At 43.7% G+C, this 12,858-nt stretch carries 11 protein-coding genes and 3 pseudogenes; 3 read left to right on the top strand and 11 right to left on the bottom strand.

The genetic code is table 11. The features are described from left to right. Nucleotides 1–114 precede the first annotated feature (114 nt). The 4 genes and pseudogenes from ACLJZ5_RS03055 to ACLJZ5_RS03040 all read right to left on the bottom strand — a co-directional run. Nucleotides 115–729, bottom strand: a complete 615-nt coding sequence (locus ACLJZ5_RS03055) for a disulfide bond formation protein B (protein WP_023218581.1) — start codon at nucleotides 727–729, stop codon at nucleotides 115–117. 9 nt (nucleotides 730–738) lie between these two features. After that, on the bottom strand, nucleotides 739–897 hold the full coding sequence (locus ACLJZ5_RS03050) for a DUF5993 family protein (RefSeq protein ID WP_000480735.1): 159 nt from the start codon (nucleotides 895–897) through the stop codon (nucleotides 739–741). A gap of 132 nt (nucleotides 898–1,029) precedes the next feature. Further along, nucleotides 1,030–1,944, bottom strand: coding sequence for a DMT family transporter (locus tag ACLJZ5_RS03045; protein WP_001233453.1), 915 nt, complete (start codon nucleotides 1,942–1,944; stop codon nucleotides 1,030–1,032). 1,242 nt (nucleotides 1,945–3,186) lie between these two features. Beyond that, nucleotides 3,187–3,653: pseudogene (locus tag ACLJZ5_RS03040) on the bottom strand (tyrosine-type recombinase/integrase); the annotation flags it as partial. A gap of 69 nt (nucleotides 3,654–3,722) precedes the next feature. On the opposite strand from ACLJZ5_RS03040, the pseudogene ACLJZ5_RS03035 reads away from it, so the two are divergent. Further along, nucleotides 3,723–4,919, top strand: a pseudogene (locus ACLJZ5_RS03035) (IS256 family transposase). Between the two features lie 142 nt (nucleotides 4,920–5,061). On the opposite strand, the gene ACLJZ5_RS03030 reads toward ACLJZ5_RS03035, so the two are convergent. Continuing rightward, nucleotides 5,062–5,202: a hypothetical protein gene (locus ACLJZ5_RS03030; protein WP_031615664.1), complete on the bottom strand. Its 141-nt coding sequence runs from the start codon at nucleotides 5,200–5,202 to the stop codon at nucleotides 5,062–5,064. Between the two features lie 165 nt (nucleotides 5,203–5,367). Next, the gene (locus ACLJZ5_RS03025) at nucleotides 5,368–5,637 is read right to left on the bottom strand and encodes a hypothetical protein (RefSeq protein WP_077914078.1); all 270 of its coding nucleotides are present in this window, start codon (nucleotides 5,635–5,637) and stop codon (nucleotides 5,368–5,370) included. Nucleotides 5,638–6,006: 369 nt separating this feature from the next. Between ACLJZ5_RS03025 and ACLJZ5_RS03020 the strand changes: the two genes are divergently transcribed. Next, nucleotides 6,007–6,426 carry a GNAT family N-acetyltransferase gene (locus ACLJZ5_RS03020; RefSeq protein ID WP_000354405.1) on the top strand — a complete coding sequence of 140 codons (420 nt, stop codon included), beginning with the start codon at nucleotides 6,007–6,009 and terminating at the stop codon, nucleotides 6,424–6,426. A gap of 235 nt (nucleotides 6,427–6,661) precedes the next feature. On the opposite strand, the gene ACLJZ5_RS03015 is transcribed toward ACLJZ5_RS03020, so the two are convergent. Further along, the gene (locus tag ACLJZ5_RS03015; RefSeq protein ID WP_077914079.1) at nucleotides 6,662–6,820 is read right to left on the bottom strand and encodes a lipopolysaccharide 1,2-N-acetylglucosaminetransferase; all 159 of its coding nucleotides are present in this window, start codon (nucleotides 6,818–6,820) and stop codon (nucleotides 6,662–6,664) included. A gap of 59 nt (nucleotides 6,821–6,879) precedes the next feature. Here ACLJZ5_RS03015 and ACLJZ5_RS03010 point away from each other — a divergent pair, with 59 nt between their 5' ends. Then, nucleotides 6,880–7,050, top strand: a complete 171-nt coding sequence (locus tag ACLJZ5_RS03010; protein ID WP_228373345.1) for a hypothetical protein — start codon at nucleotides 6,880–6,882, stop codon at nucleotides 7,048–7,050. Here ACLJZ5_RS03010 and ACLJZ5_RS03005 read toward each other — a convergent pair. The 4 genes and pseudogenes from ACLJZ5_RS03005 to ACLJZ5_RS02990 form a co-directional block, all read right to left on the bottom strand. After that, a protein-coding gene (locus ACLJZ5_RS03005; protein ID WP_094897190.1) for an IS3 family transposase occupies nucleotides 7,047–8,194 on the bottom strand; the annotation gives its coding sequence in 2 pieces (ribosomal slippage) (nucleotides 7,047–7,957 and nucleotides 7,957–8,194; 1,149 coding nt in all). The genes ACLJZ5_RS03010 and ACLJZ5_RS03005 overlap by 4 nt on opposite strands. Before the next feature lie 829 nt (nucleotides 8,195–9,023). Beyond that, nucleotides 9,024–9,762 (bottom strand): annotated as a pseudogene (locus ACLJZ5_RS03000) (tyrosine-type recombinase/integrase); the annotation flags it as partial. 118 nt (nucleotides 9,763–9,880) lie between these two features. After that, nucleotides 9,881–10,978 carry an acyltransferase family protein gene (locus tag ACLJZ5_RS02995; protein ID WP_223230491.1) on the bottom strand — a complete coding sequence of 366 codons (1,098 nt, stop codon included), beginning with the start codon at nucleotides 10,976–10,978 and terminating at the stop codon, nucleotides 9,881–9,883. Nucleotides 10,979–11,590: 612 nt separating this feature from the next. Then, nucleotides 11,591–11,794 carry a FimD/PapC N-terminal domain-containing protein gene (locus ACLJZ5_RS02990; protein WP_024798203.1) on the bottom strand — a complete coding sequence of 68 codons (204 nt, stop codon included), beginning with the start codon at nucleotides 11,792–11,794 and terminating at the stop codon, nucleotides 11,591–11,593. Nucleotides 11,795–12,858: the final 1,064 nt, after the last annotated feature.

Here is a 12,858-nt window from a genome sequence, read left to right as displayed (position 1 = left end):
TATTATTGCACCATTTCAACGTTACTGAAACTTCCGTGTTAGCCCATAACCATTCCAGTTTCTACAAGACAGGTGCTTGCTATATATTTACCAATCAGTCATTTTAAAAGTGCGTCATAACCGGAGAACTGTCCTCGTCAGGAGGCCTGTTTTCAGAAAGGCAATATCCTGTTTCGACAGTAGCTTATATGTGACCGGGTTAGCAGCACATTCCCCTCCGCCACATTCCAGTACAGTTGAAATAAGGTTGGCAGTAATCAGTAATAGAAATACCCAACCGACAATACTGAACAGGTTCGGATTAATATTCAATGAACGAAATGCAACATTCATGCTACTGATTGCCAGAACTACCGCAACAGCAATAATAATGAGAATTGACGTAATCAGAGTCCAGGTATAAAAGTGTAATCCAAAAAATGCAGAACCATATCCTGTGTCACCGGGCATGATATGCAAACATATTTGCCGGGATGCCATAACTCCGGTCAGGATACTGCCAATAATTACCATCCCGTAATGTATACCTCGTAGACCAAAGCAGAGGTTAAATAAAAAGCCAAAACCGGTGATGATGAGGCCAGCCCGCTGTAATAAGCAAATTGGACAAGGCAGCTCATGCCTAACGAGTTGATAATAAAAGGCTACAACCAGAGCAACGCATATCCCAAGGAGTCCCATCTGATTAATCAGATGAACAAATGTTGTTGGATGATGATGCGTTTTCATACACACTCCTTAAAATGACAAAGTTAGCGAATTGGTCATATGATGGATGAATGATAAAATAGTGACGATGAGTAAAACGGCCCATAGAATGTAGCTGACTTTATCCTTTCTGTTTATGGCTCCCATTGCCACGCTCAGTGCAAGCAAGAATGGCAGAAACATGAACATAAAAAACTCCTTTATTACATTGCTTGTTAATATAATCGCTGTGTATTACCGGGTCTGTATTCCAGCTTATCCACCCCGCATTAGCTGGAGCTCAGTAAGGCATCAGGAATTATTTGCGTTATTATAAATCGATTATTTCTGTGATGAATTATCCCGGCATCTGCTGGTTACAGGGATATTTCTGGCGACAAGAGTAAGAAATATCCCGATAGCTAATGGTATAATAAGCAGCATTGAGTGTGTTGAAATAGCATATCCATAAATATAGTCTTCCAGACTTACCGCAATCAGCGGAAAGATAAGAAATACAAGCGAAGCCTGGAAGGCGTTAGCCTTTTGCTGAAGCGCAAAGTAGCACAGGATACCAAAAACTCCGGCAAAAGCCCCGAGATACAGGGTAGCTAATATTGAGTGTACTGAGAAGGTTGATACTTGTGGTCTTTCAAAAAACCATCCTGTCGCAGAAAGTATCAACCCAGCTAAAAGGCACGGGAGCGCATTAAATGTGATAACAGAGACAGTACAACTTCTTTTCTTACATTGTGTATATATTATGGCATGGATTAACACAGCAGAAATAAGCGCAGTGATACCCTGCCAGTGACTCTCTGTACTTGTATTCGTTTCTTCAAGAAGTATCCCCGTCAATGCAGTGATTGCGATAGTTAAGCCCGCGATCTGCATTAGTTTCGCTTTTTCATTTAGAAACAAAACCGATGCTATCAAAACGGCCACAGGCATATTCGCAAAGATAATGGCGGCAAGCCCAGAGTTGACATAGGTTTCACCATAAATCATTAGTGAGAAAGGAATAGAAAAATAAAAGATGCAAATCACAAACTGGAATAATCGTTGTCCGGGAGGAAACAACAGTGTTTTTTTTCTTAACCATGCAATGATGATTAAAAAAGGTGCTGCAAACATAAACCTCATTCCGGTTGCAAACACTGGAGGGATAGTTTCAACGGCAATTCGCATAGCCAACCATGTAGTCCCCCAGGTCAGTGAAACTAGCATGAATAATATAGATATCGACACCTTGCGCATAAGATCCTCTCCATAAAAAAATTAATTTAGCTTTTTAGCTAGAAAAAAGTAGCGTTTTCTTCACTGTGTTTTTTATATGTTTAGATAAAAATTTCTCTATCAGAAGACGCAGTTATGCTGAATGAGAAAAATAAGAAATGACTCAGGCTGTTACCACACGATTGTCCACTGCGCCTGCAAGACCTGGCAGCAGTTGTCGATTTAATATCTATTCTTGCTGGAAGGCATAAAACGCCTTGAAGATGAAGAGCTCATCATTAGTCGGGTTCCCTTGTTGAGCCAAGACAAGTTTAACTTATCGCTTTCAACCCTTACGATGATAAATGATCTTATCCACCCATAATGGACATACGGCTAAATGAGTAAATTCTCAAGTAAGAGGCAGGATCTGTATCAACCAGTAAGAAGCCCCGGAAACAGCACCGGCGGAATTCCGTCAGGAAGCTCTGAAACTCGCTGAATGTACGTTGCCCGCGAACGATTGTTAATCAGCGCCATAACAAGAATAATTGTTTGTTTCACAAGGAGATAGAAAAAACTATAGCTTTGCGCCGGGGCGGAGGCAGGAGGAGATAACTCGTTGTAATAGAATGTTTTTATATGGCGACCTTAAGAGAAATGCTTTCGCCTCGGTATACCACCCGCTATGAAGACCTGCTTCAGGTTAAGTGGCAGGTTTATCCCGATTTTCACATTCCTGATGTGATGGAACCGCAGCCACATCGTATGCAAGAACGGGCTGCGGCAAGCTGGCGATCGTTCGATAGTGCGAGTATTGAATGGTTGCCAGTTGCGGCGGATTTTACTTGTTCAGGATGACTAACCAATGTGTTTAATCTGAAACTAGCCACCTGTTCAACTTTTCGCGATCGCTTTTGTTGGCATCACTATTAAGCCTTCGTCTACATGGGTATTTGGCATCGGGAGTCCCCCAATGGAAGAGGGGAGTGATGTATTGGGCAGTGAGTTTGTTTGGTCGGGGGATTTATACGCAAAGTGGCCCGAAATACGTCCGAATTAAAACGTAAAAAGTGATAACTAATTGAATCTATTAGAATCAAAAATAACGTGTTCTAATCGTTAAAATCACTTAATTAATATGTAACATTATGAATTTAAAGAGAAAGATCAATGGTTGCCGTAAGCGGGAATCGTATTCGGTCTCTTTTTTTTCTTATAAATCAGTTTCTTATGGTTAATAATCCGAAATTTTCCAGAATTTCTGTATTCCGGGCTTTTTCGTTATATCAGATCCAAATCCAGTTTAACATTTCTTTTACAGCAAAATAAGAACATCACGTAAGCTTCATTATCGCGTTCATCGAGATAGAGTTTCGTGGTGTTCTCGGAAGTATGTCCCAGGAGTTTCTGAGCAAACCCTTCCCCGTAAGCATCTTTATACAGTCGTCCGGATAAGCTGCGGATCTCGTGAAATGTCGGTGGGTTATCACTAAATTTATTCCGGTAAATTTTCGTGTCGCAACAAATTTTTTAGTCAGGCTGTCAGGATGAATACTCCCGTTCGGGCGGTTTTTGCGTATGCCAGCGCTGATAAGGTATTCGCTACGGCTTACCAGGCGGCAACGATCAATCACCGTACTGAGGCGTAAACCCATGGAAGGAGGGGTGAGCGAAAGTGGCAGAGCGATTTTCATCTCGGTCTTGATTGGCTTAACGTACAGTCGCTCATCAATAATGTGACTGAACTGAGACTGTAATTAAAATTGTGTAATTGCCTGTTTTTGATATGTTCACTCCAGTAACGGAGACAGGCAATTATGGACGAAAAGAAACTCAAATTCCTTGCGGCTGAACTGGCTAAAGGCCTTAAAACCGAAGCCGACCTCAATCCGTTTTCCCGTATGCTGACGAAATTAACCGTCGAAACGGCGCTCAATGCGGAGCTGGCTGACCACCCCGGGCATGAGAAAAATGCGCCCAAAACAGGCTCAAACACCCGCAATGGCTACTCGTCAAAAACGGTGTTATGCGATGACGGCGAGATCGAACTGAACACGCCGCGTGACCGTGAAAACACCTTCGAACCGCAGCTACTTAAGAAGCACCAGACGCGCATTACGCAGATGGACAGCCAAATTTTATCCCTCTACGCCAAAGGCATGACTACCCGCGAAATCGTTGCCACCTTCAAAGAGATGTACGACGCCGATGTGTCGCCCATGCTGATATCTAAAGTCATCGACGCCGTAAAAGACAGGTCACTGAGAGGCAAAACCGGCAACTGGATGCGCTGTACCCCATTGTTTATATGGACTGCGTTGTCGTCAAAGTCCGTCAGAATGGCAGCGTAATCAACAAAGCCGTCTTCCTGGCACTGGGTATCAACACCGAAGGCCAGAAAGAGTTACTGGGTATGTGGCTGGCCGAAAATGAATGCGAAAAGTTCTGGCTAAGCGTGCTGACGGAGCTGAAAACCCGGGGCATTCAGGACATCCTGATTGCCTGTGTGGATGGTCTGAAGGGCTTCCCGGATGCGATAAACAGCGTCTTCCCGCAGCCCCATATTCAGCTGTGCATCATTCATATGGTGCGTAACAGCCTGAAATACGTAGCCTGGAAAGGCTACAAAGCCGTCACCAGCGGCCTCAGGCCCGACCGAAGAGGCGGCACTGATGGCGATGGATGCGTTCGCGAAAGTCCGGGACGATAAATATCCGCAAATCAGCAAAAGCTGGCGTGCGCACCGGGAAAACCTCAATACGCTCTTCAGTTATCCGCCGGATATCCGCAAGGCCATCTATACGACAAACGCAATCGAATCCCTGAACTGCGTGATCCGTGCCGCGATTAAGAAACGCAAGGTGTTCCCAACGGATGACTCAGTACGAAAAGTTATTTATCTGGCAATCAAGGATGCGTCAAAAAAATGGAGTATGCCGATCCAGAACTGGTGGCTGGCGATGAGCCGTTTTATTATCGAGTTCGGTGACCGCCTGAGCGATCACCTTTACTAACTGGGCAGTTACACAGAATTACTGATAGGCTCATTCTTTTGTGTTGCGCATCTCTGTTTCTATTGTTTTAGATAGCCATAAGAGCTCCGTTGCTGAGAGTTTTAGTCGTGGGGTTCTTTCTTCTGCACCGGGTGGGCGCATTTCATAACTGCAGGACCATCTGCTGAATACTGTATAGCACTGTATATCGCATGTTGTTGAGGTCAGTGTGCAATTCCTCGGTACTGGCTTGTTCTGTATAGGTCCGGAGATTTCTGGGTAGTGTCCTTTTGGGCCTGAACATATGTGTTTGATTGAAAATGGCATCGTGTTTTATCCTTTACGCTGTGAAATGTTGTTTTGTGCTCTTCCGTTGTGATTGGTGATGTGACGGGATCGTCCATGCACCCTTCCTTTTATTGACGGCGTATCAGTCCATTGATGCCATGCTTGCTTAATTTGTCCAGCATCAGCAAGCCGTCGTTTTCTTTCTGCTGCAATTCAAGCAACTTAAACCGTATTTCGTTAAGTAAATGTTTAATAACTCCGCGCTTGCGAACCACCTTTTTGATAACGTCTTTTTCGAAGTATAAACGGCAGAAGTGATTTTCATAATTCGCCTACACTTTTCACCCTGCGCTGGCAAATCTTCAACGCTGAAAGGCTGGGGAGAAGGGCGTCCAGTTGCTGAACGGAGAGCGTACCAAACACCCTGATTCCACGCGTTATCAAACTTCATACCGTGGTCATCATTCAGACAAGGCGCTTGAGGTTGCTCATATCTTTTGGGGAAAGAGGTTCGGCGGTGGATACTGGATATCCTGGATCGGGAAGTGGGTTCCACTGGTGCCAAATACAGTGGGCTGGTAAACCGGGTGGATACCTCAAATCCTGACAGGCCAGAGCATCAGCCTGATAAAATCGTATTACTGATTTCTAACCAGTGGCACATTAATTGTACCAGCTCAGACTCCAACTGACGGTCTGCTTTAAGCGAGTAGCGGACGTGGCCTGCCCCCAGGAGTAAAAATAAACTTTCTATTGATACATTTAATTAACTTATTTATAACGTTATATTTCAAATGCAAACTTGTTCAATTGGATATGTATGGACATTCAAATTACACATCAAGTTACTGAATTTGATAAAGAAGAACTATTAGCCGGATTAAGAAGCTACAATGCTCAGTTCGTCGATTTTAGTAAAAATGGGCAGCTTGGGGTCTACTGCAGAAACGAAAGCGGCGAAATGGTAGGCGGATTAATTGCTGACAGAAAAGGTCCGTGGCTTTGCATCGACTATCTTTGGGTAAGTGAATCTGCAAGGAGCCGCGGTCTGGGGAGTCAACTTATGGAGATGGCCGAAAAAGAAGGTTTGCGGAAAGGCTGTGTTCATGGACTTGTAGATACCTTTAGCTTCCAGGCTCTCCCTTTTTATGAAAAACAGGGTTATATACTTCAAATGTCGCTACCGGACTTTCCTAAAGTAGGTTCGCAAAGGCATTATTTAATTAAGCCTGGTTTATAGCTTTGCTGCATTTGAATACCCATAGTTTTATGAAAGCTGCAATCTGGTGGCTTTATAATATATCGTACTGGTGGCCTGTACACACCATGATCAGCGTCCGCTTCTGGCACAGGGCGGACAGTCAGATTAGGTTTGGCGCTGTGCCATAGATATGTCAGCTCACATTTGAGCTAATACACATTAATTATCTAAACCAGTTATTAACCACTTCCTCAAACCGCTGGGTTACTTTTTCTCACGGGAATTTATCTTCCACACAACGTTGTCCATGTAAGGTAATATTGTTTAAATCAGGGGATGTCAGCGCTTTATTAATGTCCCTGGCAATGGTCTCCGGGGTTATTGGCTCCTGCAAATGGAAGCCGGTATCCCCCTCTTTTACGAACTCAGTCATCCCGCCGCGTGTACTGACCAGTACACAACGATATAGAGTTAGTTGTCGTTGGTAACTATATGAGTAAAAGTAAAGGTGAAAAAGCAACCTATCAGCGTGAGGTGCGGGAATTAGCAGAACGGCTAAAACCACACTGTCATATGGTTGGAGGTGTAACGCCTGAAGAGATATACAACTACTATTCGTTAGCAGATCTGGTTGTTATTCCTGAGTTGCCACGGATAATCTAGACACTTTCGAGTCGTCGGTAATATCGGTTTTCATATTCTGTCGGTGGCATCTTATCGCTCGAACCATGCCGACGCTTACTGTTATAAAACATTTCGATGTAATCAAAAATATCGCTGCGGGCTTCTTCCCGCGTTCCGTAGATCTTTTTCTTTATCCGTTCACGTTTTAGTAGCTGAAAAAAGCTTTCTGCGACCGCATTATCGTGGCAGTTACCACGACGACTCATACTGCCTTCCAGGCCGTGTGATTTCAAAAACGACTGCCATTCATAGCTTGTATATTGACTGCCCTGGTCAGAGTGAACTAGCACCGCCTTTTGCGGATTACGCCGCCACAAGGCCATCAAAAGCGCATTCAGGACGATCTCTTTGGTCATCCGGGGCTGCATTGACCAGCCGATAACTTTCCGGGAGAACAGATCAACAACCACGGCCAGATACAGCCAGCCTTCGTGGGTTCGGATGTAGGTTATGTCCGTTACCCAACGTTCATCGGGAGCATCCGGATTAAACTGCCGCTGGAGTCGGTCAGGTGCCACGATACTGTCTTCACCTTTGCGTGCCCGCGGGCTCCGGTATCCGACCTGAGCCTTTATGCCGGCCCGCTTCATCAGCCGCCAGACACGGTTCACCCCACACTGCTGCCCGGTGTCACGCAGATCGAGGTGGATCTTGCGATAACCATAGACGCAGCCTGACTCAAGCCAGAACTGTTTGATCTGCCCGGTCAGCATCTGGTTCGCCTGCTCTCGCTGTGAATGCGGCTGCTGAAGCCAGGCGTAAAAGCCACTGGGATGAACATCCAGTACCCGACAGAGCAGGCGAACAGGCCAGCAATGGGTGTTGTCACGGATAAAGGCGTACCTCAGTCGGACAGCTTTGCGAAGTACGCCGCGGCTTTTTTTAATATGTCCCGTTCGTCGGTAACCCGCTTCAGCTCCTTCTGGAGACGGAGGATCTCAGCCTGAGCATCTGACTGTTCTTTATTAGTGGAAGAATCCGGACCGTACTTTTTTATCCAGGCGTAAAGGCTGTGGGGGGTGATATCAAGACGTGTTGCAACGCTGGAAACAGAATAACCACGATCAACAACCTGTTTGACCGCTTCAATTTTAAACTCTTCGGGATAACGCTTACCGCTCATGGGCACCTCTCTTTAAGTCATCTTAAATGACTCTGAGGTGTCTGTTAAACCTGTGGCGATTCAACTTCGTTAGCTATTAATATTCTTGCTATGTATTTATTGGGGTATGCGAACCTTTCGACTTTTACACTGATGATGGCCGCAGCGATGTGCTCAATGAACTAGCTGGTTTGCAGTACCTCACTACTTGGCGGTAGGATGACGGTGGTTAGTTCGAAGAAGTTGCGGAAAACTCAATAGAATACAAGCAATAAAGTGGATTCTTGCAGTGTCCCGGTATAATGATAGCTGCCTGAATCATTGGTATATTTAACAGCAGACCCTCGCTTTTTCGCTTAAAATCTGTTTTTTGTCACAAGCGGCAAGTGTTTAACATTTTCTCAGATTATAGATTAGCGTGCTAGCTAAAGATGTCGAGTGTGGGATGTGACATCTGGTGAACTTATAAAACTCCATAGCTAGTTAAGAACGAAATCGTTATTCGTTAAAAAAACGTTATTATTTATGCGGTCAGGAGAGCTAATAATAAGAGGAAAACTTGCCCGTAATCTGCCCGAATTAAAACGGAAAAAGTGATAACTAATTGAATCTATTAGAACGCAACGGAACGTATTTCAGACGATAAAATAGTGGTTTTTTGTTTAAATATATGAATTTAAAGTGAATTTTTATTTTTAGTGAGAACAGGAATCGAATTCGGTCCCTTTTTATTTCTATTGTAAATCAATTGGTTATGCGTTTCCCCTCGACATTTCCTCAAATTTCTGTATTCCGGTCTTTTTGGTTAGATCACATCCAAATCCGGGTTAACATTTCTTTTACAGTAAAATCAGAGCATCACGTAAGCTTTATTATTGCGTTCATCGAGATAGGGTTTCGTGGTGTTCTCTGAGGTGTGGCCCAGTAGTTTTTGAGCGAATTCCTCGCCGCGTTCGTCTTTGTACAGCCGACCAGCCAGGCTACGGATCTCGTGAAATGTCGGTGGGTTATCACTGAATTTAACACCTGAAATTTTTCTGGCTTTTACAAATTTCTTTGTGAGCCCATCCGGGTGAATATTCCCGGTCGGGCTATTTTTCCTGATTCCTGCACTGATCATGAAATCGGTTCTGCTTACCAGCCGGCAGCGATCGATAACCGTTCCCGGACGTAACCCTGGCACCTCAAGGGTCAGGGATAGGGGAATAGCTATTTTTATTCCGGTTTTAATTTGAGTTACGTATAAGCGGTTGTCAAAAACATCATTAAATTTCATGTTTACGATATCCTCCCTACGTTGACCTGTAACGAGTGCTAAATCCATCGCGAGAGGGAGCCATGAGGGCATATGCTCGTGTAGCATTATAAACCTCTATTCGCAAGCGCTCCCTTGCAACTTCAATTTTTGGTACCTTGGCTTTTTCAACCGGATTCAGTGTTATTCTTCCTTCTACAACAGCTTCACAAAACATGTCAGATAGTACAGACCTCGTCGCCCCCGCCATCGTGTTTTTACCTTCCGCGATCCATAGCTCAAGAAATTCTGCAACATGACGCGTGCTTACTTCTGCCAGAATCATTTCTCCTAATCCGGGCAGTCCGTTTACGGGCCGTAAGTAACGAAGCTTAATGTAAATGTTAGATCGTATGCGCCTGTTAGGGGCTGCGGGTAAGATAGCCTTACAGACGCATCTGAAAAACCTCCGGCTATGCCGGAGAATATTTATTTACAAAAATCTTACTTCTTATCTTCCTTACTAATGATACAAGAACTAATGGGAAAACTATACCGAATGAAAGATATGTTATTGTTTCAATGATTGACCCATTAGATGGGCCGTCAATGCGATGAAGATCATCAATTTGCTTGAGCCCTACAATGGTTAATAGAAGAGTTGCTATCTTGAAAAAGAAGAAGTGCATAGCGAGGATGTGTACTGTATTCTCGCCTATTGTTGTGAAAAATCTAACGAGTATGTTAGATTTTATGTGGTAAGAAATACCAATTACGAGAGAAATGCTAATAAGCGATAAAAAGATAAAGCAATACGGATCAATGCTTCCGTATAAATACATAGTTGGCCGTATTACAATGTAACTAAGGACTATGACGATTAGCGCTGGCAGCATAGCATTTATGCTGCTCAAGGATTTGAATCCAAATTTTTTAAATACATAGCCTATGTAGAAAAACGGCAAATAGACGAAGTATTGTGCGTTTGGAATGTGAGTGTTTATGTAGGGATTATTAGCAATTGCATTGCTTTTTACAATCCACCAACCAATGAAGAATAAAATTAAAACTGAAGATCCAATTAGCAGTTTATTTTCTTTAACCACTCTATTTAGCCAATAAAAAACAAACTGCATTAAAATCAATACTGGTATGAACCACATTGCACCTGCCAGTGCTTCAGATGGTATTGTTATAGACCGTATAAATGCTGTGACATAATCAGTAGGTGAGTAATAAATGTAATTTGTAGGTTGTAACCCAAACTCAGTAAGTAAATTATGCGCCGATATAATTATCGCAGAATAAATAAGGTACTGACAAATAAGCTTTGATCTACTTTTTAAAAATTTACTAAATCTGTCAGCATACTTGTCGTAATGAAAGAAATAACCCGATAGCAGAAAAAATCCGGCAACTTGATAGTAATAGAATACCTCCCCAAATGGGAAATTTGCAATGTGTCCAGCAACAACAGACAGCATCATAATTCCCTTGGCTATATCAAGACTTCTGTCTCTGTTGCTTCTTACAGATGGAGTTTGCAATAATTCTGGCGTTAGATTGTGCATGTCGTACAAAAAGTGAATTAATCAGTGCGAGAAATTTAACATATTACACTGGAAAAGAAAAACAACTTACCACTTGTGAGCAAAACCATCGCGCCAGAAAATTTACAAACATAAAAACCGTCTCTGCATTACAAACTTAGGAACGAGGGGGCTAAGGAGAACCCAGCATATGCAAGCGACAGCCAGAGATTCAAAATTGACGAGATCTGCAGGGTCAATTGCAGTACATGCTTGGCTGAGACTATGAATGGCTATGCCATTTTCCAGCCAGATCTTTCGCGTGCAGCTTCAGATGCCAATACCAGTGGAATGTAGACCACAGGTTCGTCATCAGGTTATAGCTCAGCAGGGCGGCTGTGACACCATCACTCCAGCGGGCCAGGATACTCAAGCCAGATTCTGGTATTCTATCCAGACTTGGGGCAGAGTGACTAACAGAGATTGGTTATCCGGGCTGTATGTTACTTTACCATGCGTAGTGTTCAGTTTCAGACACTGCCGGACGGGCCCGAGTAGTCGGCGGTTCTCCTCTTTTAACCCGAGCATGTCTGCCAGTGCAGAGATGATGCAGAACCGTGAGTGCTCGTCGCTAATCTCCACCACACTGACTTTTTATTGATTGTGAATGAGTCTGTCATTCACGTAAATATCAAGCAGGTAATTCCCTGGCGCAATATAGCCATCCCGGCTGAAGGCGGATAAATCCACACTGAGGTGGTCACTGTTTTTAAGAGAATCGGCGCTGAACTCCGTCGTCTCTACTGGCAACAACAGTATATTCAGAGTAATTAGCAGTGTAGGCCGATTCAGTTTCATGGTATAAGCCGCTATCCGTGTTGCCTGAATAAATGAAAATCCGCCGCTGCTGATTTAAACCGTTCCGTGAAATAACAGCGCATCACTGAAGAAATAAACAATTCTGGCGTCCGGACATACCAGATAAATGGACAGCGAAACTGTTTATTAATATCTGAAATAAATATCGGCTTGTGGGCCGTATCAGAAGTGTTTCTGATTATAGATGACTGTGGTGCCGACAGTGCCTTGGGAGATTGATCCTCCAGCGGTTATCATACGTGCAAAGAAATTCAGCTTATTAGTCGCCGAATAGGTATCCAGCGTAATATCACCTGCTGTAGGTGCCTTGCTCAGGTCCACAGGATTAACGCCATCACCTGTCAGAAGCTGAATAGCCACATTGGTAACAGAATTGCTTGCAGTATTTGCTATTTATCCTTTAGCCAAATGACCGTCCAGTGGGGGCAGAACACTCGGGAATGTCATGGCCACTGTTGAATAGTGGCGGCACCCGCGCCCGAAGTACTTCCGAGGCCCTCAAATAAATACTCGGTAAGATTGATAATAACTGAAACCGAACTCGAGGACTTGCCTGCTGCTGAGACCCTGGTCTACTTTGATGCTCTCGCTGTCCGGCACAATGCTGCCCGACGCATCAATGGCTGAGACACTAAGGTCATCGCCCTCCCGCCAGCGTCAGTGGTGGCAATAGCGCCAGCAGTAAAAGTCGACGCGCCATATATCATACCGACAGTCGCTAGGGTAAGCATTATTTTATTACGCATAGATAATGTCATTTGAGCGAATGAGAATTATTGATCACAGGCTGAAGATAGGTCTGAAAATATTAATGAGAGACGTTCATGTAAAGCGGGTATCAATAATAAAAGCCACACCACCAAAGTGTCTGGCCCCCTCCCGGGACGCCGACATTTAATATAATTCATTGATAATAATAGTGAATTTGAATCAAAATAACAAAAAATAGATCGATACGATAAACGTTTATGATTGTGATTTAAGAGTAATCATGAAAGAAGCACTTTTAAAAAACTAACATGTCGAATGTCTTGTTTGTAAGT

This window comes from Salmonella sp. 5800 (genome assembly GCF_046558195.1).
GTDB classification, from domain to species: Bacteria; Pseudomonadota; Gammaproteobacteria; order Enterobacterales; family Enterobacteriaceae; genus Salmonella; species Salmonella enterica.
Note: the sequence above shows the minus strand (reverse complement) of the source record. Positions and strands in the feature narration are given on the sequence as shown.